The sequence below is a fragment of the Lichenihabitans psoromatis genome (genome assembly GCF_004323635.1).
GTDB lineage: Bacteria > Pseudomonadota > Alphaproteobacteria > Rhizobiales > Beijerinckiaceae > Lichenihabitans > Lichenihabitans psoromatis.
Window position 1 is genome coordinate 1557755 of the sequence record NZ_CP036515.1, and the last position, 17488, is coordinate 1575242.

Below are 17488 nucleotides of genomic sequence, written 5' to 3' on the forward strand. Positions count from 1 at the left end.
GCTACGGAGCGTTGATCGACGGGTCCATGCCGAGCGGCGCGAGGCTCGGCCCGGGATTGGCGCGATAGGTATAGGTTGGCAGGATAGACGCTGATGCGGCATCGTGAGCCGGCGTCGCGAGTGCGGTAATGGCATCGTGCAGCGGCGAGAGCACACAAACCGGATCGGTGTTGCGCGCGTCTCCGGTCAGAGCGAAGGCCTGGCACCGGCATCCGCCGACATCGACGGTCTTGCGCACACAGGACCGACACGGCTCCTGCATCCAATCCGTGCCGCGATACGCGTTGAACGCCTCCGAGGATGTCCAGATCGCCGCGAGCGAGGCCTCGTGAACGGTCGGAAATGTGAGTCCCGGCAATGTTTCGGCCGCATGGCACGGCAGCACCTTGCCGGAGGGAGTGACGTTCAAAGATCGCATCGCCCACCCGCCCATGCAGGCCTTCGGGTATCGCGCATAATAGTCCGGCACGACATGGTCGATCACGATCGTACCCGCATGAACCGTCTTCAGCCGCTCGATCTCGGCGACCGCGACCTCAGCCTCAGCCCGCGACGGCATCAGCGCGTCGCGATTGACCGAAGCCCAACCATAATATTGCGTATGCGCGATCTCGACCCGCCGCGCACCGAGCCTGATCGCTAACGCGACCAAGTCCGGCGCACGCGCCACATTGGCGCGATGGATAACGGCATTGACGGTCAGAGGCAGGCCCGCCGCCGTCACCCAAGCGGCCACCTGCTGCTTTTTCGCGAAAGCACCGGCATAGCCAGCGATGCGATCGGCCGACGCCGGATCGACATCCTGGACCGAAAGCTGGACGTGATCGAGACCCGCATCCGAGAGGCGCGCTATGCGGTCCTCGGTCAAACCGATCCCGGACGTGATGAGGTTCGTGTAAAGCCCCAGCTTGGCGCAATGGGCCACCAGATCGACGATGTCGCGCCTCGCCAGCGGCTCTCCACCCGACAGATGAATATGCAGCACACCGAGCGCGGACGCCTCGGAGAAGACGCGCGTCCAGGTTTCCGTGTCGAGCTCGCCAGACCTGGCGTCGAGCGCCAACGGGTTCGAGCAATAGGGGCAGGCGAGCGGACAGCGATGCGTCAGCTCGGCCAGCAGACCGAACGGGGCGAGAGGCGGCGCAACCGTCATAGGTCGAGCATCCGCTTGTCGTGCAGGCTCGTCGCGCGCCGGAGCATGACGGAGGCGGGCGGGTGAGAATGACGCGCCTTCATAAGTCGAGCATCCGCTTGTCGTGAAGGCCCGTCGCGGGCCGGAGCATGACGGAGGCGGGCGGGTGAGAACGACGCGCCGTCATAAGTCGAGCATCCGCTTGTCGTGAAGGCCCGCCAGCATGGCGCGGACATCGGTGTCGATCCGCGTGCGGTCCGCCGCGAAGGTCGTCGCGAGGTCGTCGACGATGGCCGTGATCGTGGCGATGCCGGTGCAGCGTTTCAGCACCTCGACCGCGACCGCATCGAGCTTGAGGATGCGTTCCGGCGCCAGCAATGTCCATTCACCCCGCGTCTCGTCGTGGCGCAGGCGCACGCCCCGCGGCAGGTGCGGTTTGGCGTCGTCAGGCAGAGCGGTCGAATCGGTCATGCGGCGTGCGTCCGGTTGCCGGTCGGTTGCCATGCGCCCGGCGGCGGCGCGCCCTCGACATAGGCGGTCCACAAGCCATCGAGTTGCAGCCACAGCACGTCGCATTTGAAGCGAAGGGCATCCATCACGGCGTGCTGCTGGGCCGGCGTCCGCGCGTCGCGCGTCACGAAATCCAAGGCGAAATCGCTGTCCCGTTTGGCCTGATCGGGACGGGCCGTAAAGTAGGCCAGCGTGTCGCGGCTGACAAAATCATAATGAGCCAGCATGCCCGATACCCGTTCCGAGATGATGGCGGGCGAAAATAGCTCGGTGAGCGAGGACGCCACGGCTTCGAGCAGCGTCTTGCTGCGGCAGAATTCGACGTAAGCCTCCACGGCAAACCGCGTGGCCGGCAGGATAAAGCGGGCCGATACCACATCGTCCCGATCGAGCCCGAGACTGTCGGTCAAGCGCAGCCACCGCTCGATGCCGCCGTCCCCATCCCGGAGGCCATCGTGATCCTCGATCCGCTTCCGCCACTCGCGCCGCTGCGCGGGCTCGATCATCCGGGTCAGCACCGTCGCGTCCTTGATCGGGATCATCGACTGATAATAATAGCGATTGAGCGCCCAAGCCTGCACCTCGCCGCGTGTGCATTGACCGTCGTGCAGCCGACGATGAAACCGATGCAGGATGTGGTAGCGCTCGGCGCCGATGCGGCGCAGTTCAGCCGCAAACGCGTCTGGCGCGAGGAAGCTGGGATCGAGAGCGACGGGGTCGTGCATCAAAGCATGATCTCCATCCCGTCGTGAGCGACATCCCACCCGGCCGCAGTGACGACGGCGCGTTCGGGCGAATCCTCGATCAAAACCGGATTGGTGTTATTGATATGGATATAGACCTTGCGGCCGAGTTTCACACGGTCGAAGGCATGCAGCGATCCAGCCTCGCCACTCATCGCAAGATGTCCCATCCGAGCGGCGGTCTTCTTCGATAAACCGAGGGCCGGCATTTCATCGTTCGTGAAGGTGGTGCCGTCAAACAGAAGCAGGTCGGCGCCATCCAGCCGCTGTGCCAGTCCGTCCGTCACATGGGCGCATCCCGGCACGTAGAAGACACGTTTGGCTCCATCCCCGATCTCAAGGCCGATCACGGTCTCGGTTTCCTCGCCGAGTGCGACATGCTCGGTTTCAAGATAGAGCGGAACCTTGCCGGGCACCGCGAAGGGCCGAACCGTCAGGCCAAAGCCGGTCTCGAAGGGGACGTCCAGTCGGAGTGGTTGCCGCGTGACGATCGCGGGGTTCAGCACACCGAACAGCGTCGCGGTCGACACCTGGGCGAGGGTCGTTTCCGTTCCGTAGAGCGAGAAGGCATGCCCCTCGCGGAGGCACAGCAGCCCGGCGAGATGGTCGACATCGCCACTGGTCAAGACCACGCCTCGGATCGGCGAGTGACGGCCGGGATGTTGTGGGCGCAGGGCAGGGGTTTGCAGAATCTGCTGTCGGAGGTCCGGTGCGGCGTCGAGGATGAACCAATCGACACCATTCGCCGTCAACGCGAGGCTCGTCTGGGTGCGGGCGCGAACCCTGTCGCTTCCGTCCCAGGCGAGACGGCATATGGGGCAAGCGCAATTCCATTGAGGAAATCCGCCGCCCGCCGCCGACCCGAGAACGCGAACGCGCATCGCTTTTTACCGACCCGCGTTCACGTCGATCGACGGGCTCAGAAAGCAGCCGACTCGTAGCTCGTGACTTCCATGCCGATGCAGACTTCGGTAACGACGGGGGTGTTCCAGGCCATGATGGTCTCCCTTGATGCTTGTTATAAAGCAAACCGTCCGGGCCGCATTCGCGCGGTTGGATTGCTTCAGTTTGCCAACGTTGAGGCTAGCACCGCGGTTCATGGACGCCAAGACGATTCGAAAGGGGAGCCGTCGCAGCACAAAACTGTCATGGGCCGGTCGGAGTGAGCAAGTGCTCGAGCCGCTCGATGATCGCGGGCGCGTCTCCTGCGAGATGCAGGATTTTCTGCCGCGACGTTGAGCCGGACCTGATCGTGATGTCGCGCTTGCGGAAGTTCAGCGCAGCCGCCAGCGCCGCGATCAGGCTCGCATTGGCGGCTCCCTCGACTGGAGCCGCTGCAAGGCGCACCTGAACGGATGCTCGTCCATCGGCATCGACAACAAGGCCGTCGATCCCGGTTCGTCCGGCGCGCGGCGTCACCCGAACCGACAAGCGGACGCCGTCGCTATCGCCCGAAAATGCGGGTGCAAAGATTTGACGATCGGCCTTCAAAACCATTTAGTCTCTCATGGAACCCGTCTGGCGGTTGCCGGTCGGCCAGCAGCATCCTGCCATCTCCCCTTTGCCGAACGAAGGCCAGACCCTTTCATGTCACGAGCTATTCTTGTCCAGGCCGATCTCCTGGCATCGCGCCTGTCGCGAGCCTTTGCCGAGGCGGGCGCCTCGGCGCCCGCGGGAGCCGCCGCGACCCGCGCGCTCATGCATGCGTCGCGTCTTGGGGTCGATAGTCACGGCGCGCGTCTGGTGATGGTCTACGACCAGAAGCTCCGCAACGGCCGGGCCAACCGAAACCCCGTCGTGACGGCTCGCCGGACGGCCGCCGCCGCCGCGATCGTCGATGGCGACAATGGCCTTGGGGCGCTCGCAGCCTATCGGGCCATGGAGCTTGCGATCGAGATCGCGCGGGAGAGTGGCATCGGAGCCGTCGGCGTCGTGCGGTCGCATCATTACGGCGCCGCCGGTGCTTATGCGACAGTCGCGGCCGAGGCTGGGCTGATCGGTTTCGCGACCACCAATGCCGACAGCATCGTGGCGCCATTCGAAGGCGCGCAAGCCTTCCACGGCACAAACCCTCTCGCGTTTGCGGCGCCGGTCGAGGGGCAAAAGCCCTGGCTGCTCGACATGGCGACCTCGTCGATCCCGTTTAATCGCGTGCTGCTCTACCGGTCGCTCGCCACGATCCTGCCCGAGGGTGTCGCGGCCGACCGGCAGGGCCAGATGACGCGCGACGCAGAGGTTGCCGAAATGCTGATGCCGCTCGGCGGCGCGGGCTATGGCTTCAAAGGCGCGGCGCTCGCCGGTGTCGCGACTCTCTTGTCCGCCATCCTGATGGGGACAACACTCGACCATGCCATGATCCCGATGGTGGGCACGCCGGATCTGCAAACCCCGCGCAACATGGGTCACTTCGTGATCGCGATCGATCCGGCCTTCTTTGCCGGCAAAGCAATGTTCGACAAGGGCATGCGATCTTATCTCGACGCGCTTCGGGCGGTGCGGCACACGGACGGCGGTCATCCTGTGATGGCACCGGGCGATCGTGAATGGGCTGTCGAGGCCGAGCGGCTTCGCGACGGCATCCCGATCGATCCCGATACCGCAGCCTTTCTCAAGATCGGGGCGGACGGAACGCCGACCGATTGATCCGACACAGCTTTGCCGATGGTTTCGCTCATGGATGTCCAAACACGTTTGCCGGCGAGCGACCGTCTCGCCGCCGCTCTAGCGGCGCTCCGCGACCGCTTCGGACAGCGGATGTCCTTATCCTTGGCGCTGCGCCAACAGCACGCCAACACGACCTGTTATCTGCCGAACGAGCCGCCGGACGCCGTGGTGTTCGCGACCTCGACGGCGGATGTGCAAGATGCGGTTCGCATATGCGCCGCGCATGCTGTGCCGATCATCCCCTATGGGGTGGGCACGTCGCTCGAAGGGCACCTCAATGCGCCGCAGGGCGGCGTCTCGATCGACCTGTCCAGCATGAATCGCGTGCTGGCCGTCAACGCTGAGGATCTCGATTGCGTGGTCGAGCCGGGCGTCACCCGCAAGCAGCTCAACGAGTTTATTCGCCAGCAGGGGTTGTTCTTTCCGATCGATCCGGGCGCCGATGCCTCCATCGGCGGCATGGCGGCGACGCGCGCGTCGGGCACCAATGCGGTGCGCTACGGCACGATGCGGGACAATGTGGCGGCCCTCAAGGTCGTCACCGCCAATGGCGACCTCATCACGACGGGCTCGCGCGCCAAGAAATCCTCGGCGGGTTACGATCTGACGCGGCTCTTCGTCGGGTCCGAGGGCACGCTCGGCATCATCACCGAGGTCACGCTACGGCTGCACGGCCTGCCCGAGGCCATCATGGCGGCGGTGTGCCCCTTTCCGACCATCGCGGCGGCTTGCGATACGGTGATCGCCGTCGTGCAATCGGGGCTTCCGATCGCCCGGATCGAATTGCTGGACGAGGTGCAGGTCCGCGCCTCGAACGCCTATGCGAAGCTCGATCTGGCCGAGGTCCCGACACTCTTCCTCGAGTTCCACGGCACCGATCGCGCCGTGCAGGAACAGATCGAGCGCTTCGTCGAGATCGCGACCGAGTTCGGGGGCGCCGCGCCGCAATGGGCCAGTAAACCAGAAGACCGCAGCCGGCTCTGGCAGGCCCGACATGACGCCTATTGGTCGGCGCTGCCGCTGCGGCCGGGGGCCAAGATCATCGCGACCGACGTTTGCGTGCCGATCTCCCGCCTGGCCGAATGTGTGACCGAGACCAAGCGCGACATCGAGGAGATGGGTCTGATCGCGCCGATCGTCGGTCACGTCGGCGACGGCAACTTCCACACCAGCGTGATGATCATGACCGAGGACGCGGCCGAAATGGCGGTTCTGAAGCGCTACATGACCCGGTTGATCGACCGCGCTCAGGCGATGGGGGGCACCTGCACGGGCGAGCATGGTGTCGGGCAGGGTAAGCGGCGCTATCTCGAAGCCGAGCATGGCGCCGGAGCCATCGCGGTTATGCGCTCGATCAAACAGGCCCTCGATCCGCAGGACATCATGAACCCTGGAAAGGTGCTGCCGCCTCGCTGAAGACTGGCCAAGGCGGCGCGATCGTCATAGTCATAGTGTCATAACGCCTCACGGCAAACAATCATCAGGAGGACCCCATGTCGCACGCCCTGCAGTTCTATATCGACGGCGCCTGGGTCGATCCCGTCGTGCCGAACGTTCTCGACGTCATCGACCCCTCAAGCGAAGATGCGTTCGCGCAGATCTCGCTAGGCTCGAAAGCCGACGTCGACAAGGCGGTCGCGGCCGCCAAACAGGCCTTCCGGACCTTCTCGCGCACCACCCCGGCCGAGCGTTACGACCTGCTGCAGCGGATCATCGCGGTCTACAAGACCCGCAGCAAGGATCTGGCCAATGCGGTGTCGCGCGAGATGGGCGCGCCCCTCGATTTTGCTCTGAACAGCCAGGTCGGCATCGGCCTCGCGCATCTTGAGAAGATCGCGGCTGTCCTCAAAGATTTTTCGTTCGAGCAGCGCAAGGGAACCTCGCTGGTCGTCAAGGAGCCGGTCGGCGTCGTTGGACTGATCACGCCCTGGAATTGGCCGCTGAACCAGATCACCTGCAAAGTCGGTCCGGCGCTCGCGTCCGGTTGCACCATGGTGCTGAAGCCGAGCGAAATCGCGCCGCTCGACGCGATCATTGTCGCGGAAATCCTCGATGAGGCCGGGGTGCCGAAGGGCGTGTTCAACCTCGTCAACGGCGATGGCCCGACAGTCGGTCAGGCTTTGGCGAGCCATCCGGATGTCGACATGATGTCGTTTACGGGGTCGACCCGCGCCGGCATCCTCGTGGCTAAATCTGCCGCCGATACGGTCAAGCGGGTGCATCAGGAGCTTGGCGGCAAGTCGGCCAACATTCTGTTTCCGGACGTTGATTTCGCTGATGCTGTCGCCAAAGGCGTCGCTGGTTGCTTCGGCAATAGCGGCCAGTCCTGCAATGCGCCGACTCGCATGTTCGTGCCGCGCGACCGCAAGGACGAGGTTGCGGCTTACGCCAAAGCCGCCGCCGAAACCTTCGTGGTCGGTGCAGCCGACGCGCCCGGCACCAAGCTCGGCCCGGTCGTGAGCCAGATCCAGTATGATAAGATCCAGGGCCTGATCGAAGCCGGCATCGCCGAAGGCGCAACGCTGCTGGCCGGTGGCCCGGGCCGCCCTGGTGGTCTCAATCGCGGCTATTTCGTTCGCCCGACCATCTTCGGCGACGTCACGCCGGACATGCGGATCGCTCGCGAGGAGATCTTTGGCCCGGTTCTCGCGATCCTGCCCTATGACACGGTCGATCAGGCGATCGATCTTGCAAACGATACGGTCTATGGCCTCGCGTCCTATATTCAAGCCAAGGATCTCGGCAAAGCGCGGGATGCGGCGAGCCGGATGCGGACCGGGAACGTGCATATCAACTACCCGGCTTGGGACGCGGGCATTCCGTTCGGCGGTTACAAGCAATCGGGCAATGGCCGCGAATATGCGGAATATGGGCTCGAGGACTTTCTCGAGATCAAAGGGATCCTCGGCTACGAAGCCGCCTGAGGACGTCTCACGGCGCGTCGGTCCGCTCAATGGTAGCCGCCGCTTCTTTATCGAGAAGGGCGCGCTTGCGTTGCACGCCCCATCGATAGCCCGATAGCGCGCCATCGGTGCGGACGACGCGGTGGCAGGGGATCGCCACCGCGATTGCGTTGGCACCGCAGGCTCGCGCCACCGCCCGGACCGCCTGAGGAAGCCCGATGCGCCGGGCGATCTCCGCGTAGCTCGCGGTGCTGCCGACCGGAATGTCCCGCAACGCCTGCCAGACCCGCTGCTGAAAGGCTGTGCCACGCACATCCAGCGGCAGGTCCAGCGCCGTCGCCGGGCCGTCGACCAAGCCCACCACGGATGCGACGATCGCCTCGAAACCTCTGTGGCCGCCCATGAGGTCGGCTTTCGGAAACCGATCCTGCAAATCGCGCGCGAGCTGGTCGGGATCGTCCCCGAGCAAGATCGCGCAGATGCCTTTCAGGCTTTGCGCCACCAGGATGGAGCCGAGCGAGCATTCCCCGATCGCGAAATGGATCGTCGTATCGGGTCCTCCCGCGCGGAAGACGGTCGGGGTCATGCCCAGCATCTGGTCCGACGCGGCGTAAAAGCGTCCGTTCGAGTTGAACCCCGCATCGTAGATCACCTCGGTGACGCTGGCGGAACCCTCAGACAGCCGGTCCCGCACCCGCTTGGCGCGATGGGCGCGGCCATAGGCGCTCGGCGTTACGCCCGTCGTGGCCTTGAAGATCCGATGAAAGTGGAAGGTGCTCATGGCGACGGCATCGGCCAAGGTCTTGAGCGAGGGAAGGTTTTCGGTTGTCTCGATGATGCGGCAGGCCTCGGCCACCCGCGCAAGCTGCTGCGTCGCCGGGGAGATTGTGTCGGGGCGACAGCGCAGGCAGGCCCGAAAACCCGCCCGCTGGGCCTCGGCGCAGGTGTTGTGAAAGGTCACGTTCTCGGGTTTGGCGAGCCGAGCTGGGCAACCCGGACGGCAATAGACGCCGGTTGTCCGGACCGCGTAGACGAAGGCTCCGTCCTGCGAAATGTCGCGCCGAACGATCGCGTGCCAGCGCGGGTCTTCGGCGGTCGATACCATCGGGGTCGATGAGACGGTGTCGGCTGACATGGCGGTCGAAAGGCTCATGGCTTTTCCTCTCCTGATCATGTCACGATTTAGGCTGTCCGGTCGTCGTCCCGCACTCCGGTGCTTGCGGTCAAATCGACAAGACGGCGCTGTCGCGCCGGCGTGATGTCGTCACGGAGCGGTCCTCCGTCGCGGTCGGGCCGGTCACGTGGGCGATCGCGGCCAAAAGTTCGTTTTGCCGGAACGGCTTGGCGAGCCGCGGCACCCGCGCGCCCTCCCATTCCTCCTGCAGCAATTCGGCATAGCCGGTCGCCAGGATCACGGGCAAATCGGGATGGCTTGTCTGGAGATGCCGCGCCAGTTCGAGCCCGGTCATGCCCGGCATCGCGTGATCCGTCACCACGAGGTCGATCCGTTCATGGGGGTCGTTGAGGACCGCCAGCGCATGCGCGGCTGAATCGACCTCGATCACGGCATGGCCCAAGTCTTCGAGCATGGCGGTCGTTCCGGCGCTCACCAGCGTGTCGTCGTCGACCACCAGAACGGTCAGCAAGCGTTCGGCTTCGTTTGGAACCTCGAGCCGTTGCTGCATCGCCGCGAAGGAGCGGTCATCCGCAACCTCGCGAATCTCCGCCTGGGGCAGCCATAAGGCGACCGTGGTGCCTTTGCCAACCGCGCTGGACATCTGCAGGGCACCGCCCGATTGTGCCGCTAGCCCATGCACCATCGATAGACCGAGCCCGGTGCCTTTACCGGGTCCCTTGGTGGTAAAAAACGGTTCGCTCGCTTTGGCAAGCGTTGCCTCGTCCATCCCCGAGCCGGTATCGGTGACCTTGATGCTGACATAGGGCCCGGGCGCAAGATTCGGTTGCAGCGGATCGCGCACGGCCCTCACGCTCTCGTTCCGCGCCACGATCGCGATCGAGCCGCCCTGCGGCATCGCATCCCGCGCGTTCACACATAGATTGAGCAGCGCGAGTTCGAGCTGGTTCGCATCGACCCGCACGATGGCGAGATCCGCCGGTACATCGCGCGAGAAGACCACACTCGGTCCAACGGCGCGTTTCAGAAAATCCTCGATGCCCCCGATCAGCGCGCCCGCGTCCACATCCTGCGGCTCCAGATCCTGCCGCCGCGCGAAGGCAAGCAGCCGCTGGGTCAGGGCAGCGCCCCGGTCCGCGCCCTTCATGGCATTGTCAACGAGCCGATGGGCGCGAGCATCCTCGGCCGGAAGCCGCTTCTTCAACAATTCGAGGCTGCCGATGACGGCCATAAGAAGGTTGTTGAAGTCATGCGCGACGCCGCCGGTCAATTGGCCGATCGTGTCGATCTTCTGCGCTTCGAACAATTGCGCCAGCGCGATCTCGCGCTCGCGGGTTCGTTCCTCGATTCGATGTTCGAGATCCTCGTTGAGATGTTTGAGCGCGTCTTCGGCCAGCTTGCGCTGGGTGATGTCGAAGGTCACACCGCTGAGCCGAACCACCCGGCCCTCCGGGTCGAAGCTCGGCGCCGCGCCGGTGATGCACCAGCACGTCGCCCCATCGACGGGTCGAAGGATGCGGAATTCGATATCATAGGCGGCCCGATGCTTGATCGCATGCGCCGCGCCGCGTCTCATCAAGTCGAGATCGTCGGGATGGACCAGCGCCATGACGCTGTCGACGGTCGGCGCGAAGGTCTTGGGATCGACCCCGAAAATGCGGTATTGGCCCTCGTCCCACTGATGCGTTCCGGTCGCGAGGTCCCAGCTCCACGACCCCATTCGCCCCGCCGCGAGCGCGAGATCGCGCCGATGCTCGCTTTCGCGCAGGCTGGCGGTGGAGGCTTCGAGCGCGGCGGTCCGTTCGTCGACGCGGCGTTCGAGCTCCGCGTTCAGGCGTTCGAGATCGCGCGTCTTGCGGAATAATTCGGCGAAAATCTTGACCTTGGCGCGCAGCACCTCTGGGACGACCGGCACCGGCACATAGTCGACCGCACCCGCCTCGTAGCCGCGCAACCGGTCGAGGTCGGTCACCTGGATGGCCGACACGAAGATGATCGCGGTCTTCTGAAAGCGCGGGTGTTCGCGCACCATGGTGGCGAGCTCGAAACCGTCGAGCTCGGGCATGCAGACGTCGATCAGAATGACCGCGACCTCGTTTTTCAGCAGTTTTTCGAGCGCTTCGCGTGCCGAATTCGCCTTGATCAACGTCTCGCCAAGCTCGGCAAGAATCACCTCGTAGCTGAGCAGCTTGGCGGGCTGATCGTCGACCAGGAGAATGTTGATCCGATCCGGCGTTTCGAGGTTCACGTCCAAGCGCTCCGATTTCGTCATCGATGCAGCCACATCCGCAGCGCTGACAACAGTTGTTCGGTGTTGACGGGTTTCGCCAGATAGTCCGACGCACCCGCTTCGAGGCATTTCTCGCGGTCGCCCTTCATGGCCTTGGCGGTCAGGGCGATGATCGGCAGGCGGCGCAGCGCGGGGTTGGTGCGGATCACCTGCATGGTCTCGTAACCGTCCATTCCAGGCATCATGATGTCCATCAGCGCGATGGCGATGTCGGGTCGGGTCTCGATCCAACCGATCGCCTCGCTGCCGGTGGTCGCGGTCAGGACCTGCATGCCACGGCGTTCCAAGACGCTCGAGAGCGCAAAAATGTTGCGTGCGTCATCGTCCACGAGCAGGACCGTCCGGCCTTGCAGGTCTTCGTCCGACCCGTGCAAGCGTTCCAGCATGCGCTGTTTGTCGGCCGGCAGATCGGCCACGACCCGGTGCAGGAACAGAGCCGTCTCGTCGAGCAGGCGTTCGGGCGATTCGACGCCCTTGATGACGGTCGTGCGGGCGAAGCCGTGGATCAAAGCGTCTTCATCTTCCGATAGCGTCCGACCGGCAAAGACCACGACCGGTACGCCACTGATCTCGGTATCGGAGCGGATGCGGTTCATCACCTCGAAGCCGGACATGTCAGGCAGCGCGAGATCGAGCACCATGCAGTCGATCGACCCCTCGCGCAGCGCCGCGATGGCGCCGGCGCCGGTCGCGGCCGTCACGATGTCGATATCATCATGCCCGAGAAGGTCGGTGACGCTCGTCCGGTCGCTCGCCCCGTCCTCGACCACGAGCAGGCGTCTGCGGCGCGGTGCCGCGAAGGTCTTGATACGCGCCAGCGCATCCCCGAGCCCCTCGCTCGACGTCGGCTTCGACATGAACGAAAAAGCACCGCGCGCGAGCCCATGCTGTCGGTCGTCGTCCAGCGTCACGATTTGGACCGGGATGTGCCGCGTCGCCGGATCCTGCTTCAGGTGGCTGAGGACCGACCAGCCCAGCATGTCCGGCAGGAACACATCGAGCGAGATCGCCGTGGGCTGATAGTCACGCGCGAGCGCGATGGCGTCGGCGCCACGGGTCGCCATCAGGATCTTGAACCCCTGCGAGCGCGCCACGTCGCCGACCATCCTGGCGTAATGGGGATCGTCTTCGACGATCAGCAGCACACTATCGTTGGTCTCGAGACGCTGGCGATCGTCATCCGGTGCGGTCTCGGTCGAGCCCGGTCTGTCGGCCAGCCGCGCTCCGGCCCGGATGGCGATTTCGGCGACGCGCGCCGCCACCGTATCGGTGCCGGACAGCGACGGGTTCGCGTCCGTCGCAGTGGGATTGGCGAGGGCTCGCACCGGCATCGCGGGGGCTTCGAACGCGCGCGGAAGATAGAGCGTGAACGTGCTGCCGACGCCCGGCGTGCTCTTCAATTGAATCTCCCCGCCGAGCAGGTTGGCGAGTTCGCGGCTGATCGCGAGGCCGAGCCCCGTGCCACCATATTTGCGGCTGGTGCCTGCATCCGCCTGTTGAAACGCCTCGAAGATGATGCGCTGCTTCTCGGGCAAAATGCCAATGCCGCTATCGCTGACCTCGAAAGCGACGATCGAAGAGGCATGTTTCAAGACGGGGTGGTCGAGCATCCCGCCCCCTTGGAGCGGGAACACCCGGAGGGTCACGCCCCCTTGCTCGGTGAACTTGAAGGCGTTGGACAACAGGTTTTTCAGCACCTGCTGAAGCCGCTTGGAATCGGTGATGATGCTCTTGCCGAGATCGGGCGCGAGATCGAGCGCGAACGACAAGCGGCGTCGTTCCGCCTCGTGGCGGAACGGGCGGGCCATGATGTCGAGCAGGTTGCCGACGAAGATCTCTTCCGCTTCCACCGACGTAGTGCCGGATTCGATCTTCGAGAGGTCGAGAATATCCGTGATGAGGTTGAGAAGGTCGGTGCCGGCGCCGTGGATCGTGCGGGCGAACTCGACCTGCTTGCCGCTGAGGTTCCGGTCCGGATTTTCGCTAAGTTGCTGGCCGAGGATCAGGATCGAATTGAGCGGCGTCCGCAATTCATGGCTCATATTGGCCAGGAACTCGGACTTGTATTTCGACGTCAGAGCAAGCTCCGCCGCCTTTTCCTCGAGGGCGCGACGGGCCTGTTCGATCTCCTGGTTCTTGGCCTCGACCTCGACGTTGCGTTCGGCGAGCTGCTGCGCCTTCTGTTCCAACTGCTCGTTGGTCTGCTGCAATTCGCGCTGTTGGGTCTGCAATTCACCGGCGAGCTGCTGCGACTGGGTCAGAAGCCCCTCGGTCTGCATGGTCGCCTCGATCGAGTTCAGCACGATTCCGATACTGGTCGTGAGCTGTTCGAGGAAGGACATCTGCAGCGCCGTGAAGGCGCCGAGCGAGGCGAGTTCGATGACGGCTTTGACCTGCCCCTCGAACAACACCGGGAGCACGATCGCGTTGCGGGGCGCGACGCGGAACAGGCCCGAGCCGATCGGCACGACATCCGGCGGCATTTCGGTGATGACCATGCGGCGTCCGTTGCGAGCGCATTGGCCGATCAGGCCCTCGCCCATGCCGAGCCGCGCGCGATGCCCGCTCGATCCGTCATCCGCATAGGCGGCCAGCAGCACCAACCCGAAGGCGGCGTCGTCGCGACTTTCGACCTGATAGATGACGCCGTGCTGCGCGCCGACCAGCGGAGCCAGCTCGTCGAGCAACATTCGGCCGACGGTTTCGAGCTCGCGTTGGCCCTGCAGCATGTTGGTGAAACGCGCCAAATTCGTCTTCAACCAATCCTGTTCGGTGTTCCGGTCCGTCGTGAGCCGGAGATTGCCGATCATCGTGTTGATGTTGTCCTTGAGCTCGGCCACTTCGCCGCGCGCCTGAACCTGGATCGAGCGCGTGAGGTCGCCCTTGGTGACGGCGGTCGCGACCTCGGCGATGGCGCGCACCTGCGTCGTCAGATTGGCGGCCAGCAGGTTCACGTTGCCGGTCAGGTCCTTCCAGGTTCCGGCGGCGCCGGGCACGTTGGCCTGTCCGCCGAGGCGGCCCTCGACCCCCACTTCGCGCGCCACGCTGGTGACCTGATCGGCGAAGGTCGCCAGCGTTCCGGTCATGTTGTTGATGGTCTCGGCCAATGCCGCGACCTCGCCCTTCGAGGCGACCGTCAAATTCTGTTTCAAGTCGCCGTCCGCCACGGCCGTCACGACCTTGACGATGCCGCGCACCTGTTCGGTGAGGTTCGCGGCCATCACGTTGACGGTATCGGTCAGGTCCTTCCAGGTGCCGGCGACGCCGGGCACGGTCGCCTGTCCGCCAAGCTTGCCTTCGGTGCCGACCTCGCGCGCGACGCGCGTCACCTCGCCCGCGAAGGCGTTGAGCTGGTCCACCATGGTGTTGATGGTGTTCTTGAGTTCGAGGATTTCGCCCTTCACGTCGACCGTGATCTTGCGCGAGAGATCGCCCCGCGCCACGGCGGTCGTGACTTCGGCGATGTTGCGGACCTGCGTGGTGAGGTTGGCGGCAAGAAGATTGACGTTGTCGGTCAGGTCCTTCCAGGTTCCAGCCACACCCGGCACGGCCGCCTGTCCGCCGAGGCGACCTTCGGTGCCGACTTCGCGCGCGACGCGCGTCACCTCTCCCGCAAAAGCGTTGAGCTGATCCACCATCGTGTTGATGGTGTTCTTCAATTCGAGCATCTCGCCTTTGACGTCGACCGTGATCTTGCGCGACAAATCGCCGAGCGCCACAGCGGTCGTGACTTCGGCGATGTTGCGGACCTGCCCAGTGAGGTTCTGGCCCATCGAGTTGACGTTTTCGGTGAGGTCTTTCCAGGTTCCAGCAACGCCCGGCACCTGGGCCTGTCCGCCAAGCTTGCCCTCGGTGCCGACCTCACGCGCAACGCGCGTCACCTCGGAGGCGAAGCGGTTGAGCTGATCCACCATGGTGTTCAGCGTTTCCTTGAGTTGCAGGATCTCGCCTTTGACGTCGACCGTGATCTTGCGCGACAGATCGCCGTTGGCGATGGCGGTCGAGACTTCGGCGATGTTGCGGACCTGCGCGGTCAGGTTGCCGGCCATGGAGTTGACGCTGTCGGTGAGGTCCTTCCAGGTGCCGGCGACGCCGGGCACGATGGCCTGTCCGCCGAGCTGCCCTTCGGTGCCGACTTCGCGCGCGACGCGCGTCACCTCGCCCGCGAAGGAGCGCAACTGGTCCACCATCGTATTGATGGTCTCCTTCAGCTGCAGGATTTCGCCGCTGACATTGACCGTGATCTTCTTGGACAGGTCGCCCTGCGCCACGGCGGTCGAGACTTCGGCGATGTTGCGAACCTGCGCGGTCAGGTTCCAGGCCATGGAGTTGACGTTGTCGGTCAGATCTTTCCAAGTGCCTGCGACGCCCGGGACCTCGGCCTGTCCGCCGAGCCGCCCTTCGGTGCCGACTTCACGCGCCACGCGCGTCACTTCGCCCGCAAAACCATTAAGCTGGTCCACCATCGTATTGATGGTCTCTTTCAGCTCGAGGATTTCGCCGCTCACGTTGACCGTGATCTTCCGCGAGAGATCGCCGCGCGCCACGGCAGTCGTGACCTGCGCGATATTGCGGACCTGTGCGGTGAGGTTGCCGCACATGGCGTTGACCGAGTCGGTCAAATCCTTCCAGGTGCCTGCGACGCCCGGCACGATGGCCTGACCGCCGAGTTTGCCCTCCGTGCCGACCTCTCGGGCGACGCGCGTCACTTCCGACGCGAAGGAGCGCAACTGATCCACCATGGTGTTGATGGCTTCCTTCAGTTGCAGAATTTCGCCCCGCACATCCACGGTGATCTTCTTGGACAGATCACCATTGGCCACAGCGATCGTCACATCAGCGATGTTACGGACCTGCGCGGTCAAGTTCGAGGCCATCGAATTGACGCTCTCGGTCAAATCCTTCCAGACGCCCGTGACTTCGCTGACCTGAGCCTGGCCGCCGAGCTTGCCGTCGGTGCCGACTTCGCGCGCGACCCGCGTCACTTCCGAGGTGAAGACGCTGAGCTGTTTGATCATCGCATTGACGATGGTGGCGGAGCGCAGGAACTCACCGTCGAGCGGCCGGCCATCCACGGCGAGCGGCATGGTCTGCAGCAGGTCGCCCTTGGCGACGGCCGAGATGGCGCGCGTGACGGCGGAGGTCGGCCAGAGAAGATCGTCCATCAACGTGTTGACGGAGGTTTCCATGCCGCCCCACGCCCCGTCCGACAGACCGAACCGCACGCGGGTCCGGGTCTTGCCGTCGCGTCCGACCACTTGCCCGACATGCTCGAGCTGCTGGGCCATGCGCTGGTTTGCAGCCGCAATGTCGTTGAACGTATCCGCGACCTTGCCGGCCAGCCCGGTATGGTGGCCTGAGAGGCGAACGGAAAAATCGCCGAGCCGGAGCGCGTGCAAACCGTCCAGCAGTTCCTCGAGGTCGAGCGCCAGAGGCGGCCGCGCCGACGTGGTGTCGCGCGCCTGCAGGGCAGAGCGGCTGTCATCGCCAGAAGGCGCCGGATCGAGGGACGGCTCGTGGCTCATCGGTTCGTCTCCGTCTGCTTATCCATGCCTCAGCGCTTCGACGCGCATTTATCGCGATGGATAGCCGATATCGTGCGACGCCGCCACGCGCCGATGCGCCGCCCGCGATGACGCGGGCCGCTGCTGCGTCGATGCCGTTGGGCGCGGCGAGCCGATGTCTCGACGGTCACGCCGACCGCGGCGTCGGTTCAGGCTGGCGAACAGCCCTTCTGGCGTTGTTTGGCGACCCCGATCTTGCGCAACTCGGGGGTGAGATCGGGGTTGCTGAGATAGACCTTGTAGTAGCTGCAAAGCTCCGCGCTGGTCATCTTGTCGATCGGCTTACCCGGATCGTAGAAGGGATTGTTCTTATCCGATTGGCACCCCGAAAGCGCCAGGCCACTGGCGACGACGAGAAGCGGAACGATCCTTCGCATGTTCGACCTGTCCTTGGGGCGCGAGACTGAGAGAGGTGCGCCAGCGTCGCTAGCTGAAAATCGGCGCGCCGTCGAGGTCGATAGGGCCGAGAACCGCGATCGGTCTTGTTTGCGCGCTGAAATTAACGGCAGCGAGACCAATCTGCTTTATGTTAGGGTTCTGCAGCCGC

At 64.5% G+C, this 17488-nt stretch carries 13 protein-coding genes; 3 read left to right on the forward strand and 10 right to left on the reverse strand.

Going from position 1 to position 17488, the window contains the following annotated elements; genetic code table 11:
- Position 1 precedes the first annotated feature (1 nt).
- From pqqE to EY713_RS07265, 6 genes are all read right to left on the reverse strand, one after another.
- Positions 2-1153, reverse strand: coding sequence for a pyrroloquinoline quinone biosynthesis protein PqqE (gene pqqE / locus EY713_RS07240; RefSeq protein ID WP_131114213.1), 1152 nt, complete (start codon positions 1151-1153; stop codon positions 2-4).
- A 162-nt stretch (positions 1154-1315) separates the two neighbouring features.
- Complete coding sequence (pqqD, locus tag EY713_RS07245) at positions 1316-1603, reverse strand: pyrroloquinoline quinone biosynthesis peptide chaperone PqqD (protein WP_131114214.1); 288 nt, start codon at positions 1601-1603, stop codon at positions 1316-1318.
- The gene (gene pqqC / locus EY713_RS07250) at positions 1600-2367 is read right to left on the reverse strand and encodes a pyrroloquinoline-quinone synthase PqqC (RefSeq protein ID WP_131119401.1); all 768 of its coding nucleotides are present in this window, start codon (positions 2365-2367) and stop codon (positions 1600-1602) included. The genes pqqD and pqqC overlap by 4 nt, the downstream gene beginning before the upstream one ends.
- Positions 2367-3266, reverse strand: coding sequence for a pyrroloquinoline quinone biosynthesis protein PqqB (pqqB, locus tag EY713_RS07255; protein ID WP_131114215.1), 900 nt, complete (start codon positions 3264-3266; stop codon positions 2367-2369). The genes pqqC and pqqB overlap by 1 nt, the downstream gene beginning before the upstream one ends.
- A 38-nt stretch (positions 3267-3304) precedes the next feature.
- Entirely contained in the window at positions 3305-3382 is a 78-nt protein-coding gene (gene pqqA, locus EY713_RS23530) for a pyrroloquinoline quinone precursor peptide PqqA (protein WP_131119403.1), read from the reverse strand.
- Positions 3383-3531: 149 nt separating this feature from the next.
- The gene (locus EY713_RS07265; protein WP_131114216.1) at positions 3532-3882 is read right to left on the reverse strand and encodes a DUF167 family protein; all 351 of its coding nucleotides are present in this window, start codon (positions 3880-3882) and stop codon (positions 3532-3534) included.
- Positions 3883-3972: 90 nt separating this feature from the next.
- On the opposite strand from EY713_RS07265, the gene EY713_RS07270 reads away from it, so the two are divergent.
- The 3 genes from EY713_RS07270 (at position 3973) to EY713_RS07280 (ending at position 7973) form a co-directional block, all read left to right on the forward strand.
- Complete coding sequence (locus tag EY713_RS07270) at positions 3973-5028, forward strand: Ldh family oxidoreductase (protein ID WP_131114217.1); 1056 nt, start codon at positions 3973-3975, stop codon at positions 5026-5028.
- A gap of 30 nt (positions 5029-5058) precedes the next feature.
- On the forward strand, positions 5059-6465 hold the full coding sequence (locus EY713_RS07275; RefSeq protein WP_245572926.1) for an FAD-binding oxidoreductase: 1407 nt from the start codon (positions 5059-5061) through the stop codon (positions 6463-6465).
- A gap of 77 nt (positions 6466-6542) precedes the next feature.
- Positions 6543-7973: an aldehyde dehydrogenase family protein gene (locus EY713_RS07280; RefSeq protein ID WP_131114219.1), complete on the forward strand. Its 1431-nt coding sequence runs from the start codon at positions 6543-6545 to the stop codon at positions 7971-7973.
- 7 nt (positions 7974-7980) lie between these two features.
- On the opposite strand, the gene ada is transcribed toward EY713_RS07280, so the two are convergent.
- From ada to EY713_RS07300, 4 genes are all read right to left on the reverse strand, one after another.
- A complete protein-coding gene (gene ada, locus EY713_RS07285) occupies positions 7981-9105 on the reverse strand; it encodes a bifunctional DNA-binding transcriptional regulator/O6-methylguanine-DNA methyltransferase Ada (RefSeq protein ID WP_210215317.1) in 1125 nt (374 codons plus the stop codon).
- A 70-nt stretch (positions 9106-9175) separates the two neighbouring features.
- The gene (locus EY713_RS07290; RefSeq protein WP_131114220.1) at positions 9176-11359 is read right to left on the reverse strand and encodes a response regulator; all 2184 of its coding nucleotides are present in this window, start codon (positions 11357-11359) and stop codon (positions 9176-9178) included.
- Positions 11356-16902 carry a HAMP domain-containing protein gene (locus EY713_RS07295; protein ID WP_131114221.1) on the reverse strand — a complete coding sequence of 1849 codons (5547 nt, stop codon included), beginning with the start codon at positions 16900-16902 and terminating at the stop codon, positions 11356-11358. The genes EY713_RS07290 and EY713_RS07295 overlap by 4 nt, the downstream gene beginning before the upstream one ends.
- Positions 16903-17090: 188 nt before the next feature.
- Positions 17091-17318 carry a hypothetical protein gene (locus EY713_RS07300; protein WP_131114222.1) on the reverse strand — a complete coding sequence of 76 codons (228 nt, stop codon included), beginning with the start codon at positions 17316-17318 and terminating at the stop codon, positions 17091-17093.
- Between the last annotated feature and the right edge of the window lie 170 nt (positions 17319-17488).

What these genes read in the sequence shown, in the direction of transcription:
- pqqE (WP_131114213.1), bottom strand. Translation starts at nt 1,153, where the DNA reads ATGACGGTTGCGCCGCCTCTCGCCCCGTTCGGTCTGCTGGCCGAGCTG.
- pqqD (WP_131114214.1), bottom strand. Translation starts at nt 1,603, where the DNA reads ATGACCGATTCGACCGCTCTGCCTGACGACGCCAAACCGCACCTGCCG.
- pqqC (WP_131119401.1), bottom strand. Translation starts at nt 2,367, where the DNA reads ATGCACGACCCCGTCGCTCTCGATCCCAGCTTCCTCGCGCCAGACGCG.
- pqqB (WP_131114215.1), bottom strand. Translation starts at nt 3,266, where the DNA reads ATGCGCGTTCGCGTTCTCGGGTCGGCGGCGGGCGGCGGATTTCCTCAA.
- pqqA (WP_131119403.1), bottom strand. Translation starts at nt 3,382, where the DNA reads ATGGCCTGGAACACCCCCGTCGTTACCGAAGTCTGCATCGGCATGGAA.
- EY713_RS07265 (WP_131114216.1), bottom strand. Translation starts at nt 3,882, where the DNA reads ATGGTTTTGAAGGCCGATCGTCAAATCTTTGCACCCGCATTTTCGGGC.
- EY713_RS07270 (WP_131114217.1), top strand. Translation starts at nt 3,973, where the DNA reads ATGTCACGAGCTATTCTTGTCCAGGCCGATCTCCTGGCATCGCGCCTG.
- EY713_RS07275 (WP_245572926.1), top strand. Translation starts at nt 5,059, where the DNA reads ATGGATGTCCAAACACGTTTGCCGGCGAGCGACCGTCTCGCCGCCGCT.
- EY713_RS07280 (WP_131114219.1), top strand. Translation starts at nt 6,543, where the DNA reads ATGTCGCACGCCCTGCAGTTCTATATCGACGGCGCCTGGGTCGATCCC.
- ada (WP_210215317.1), bottom strand. Translation starts at nt 9,105, where the DNA reads ATGAGCCTTTCGACCGCCATGTCAGCCGACACCGTCTCATCGACCCCG.
- EY713_RS07290 (WP_131114220.1), bottom strand. Translation starts at nt 11,359, where the DNA reads ATGACGAAATCGGAGCGCTTGGACGTGAACCTCGAAACGCCGGATCGG.
- EY713_RS07295 (WP_131114221.1), bottom strand. Translation starts at nt 16,902, where the DNA reads ATGAGCCACGAGCCGTCCCTCGATCCGGCGCCTTCTGGCGATGACAGC.
- EY713_RS07300 (WP_131114222.1), bottom strand. Translation starts at nt 17,318, where the DNA reads ATGCGAAGGATCGTTCCGCTTCTCGTCGTCGCCAGTGGCCTGGCGCTT.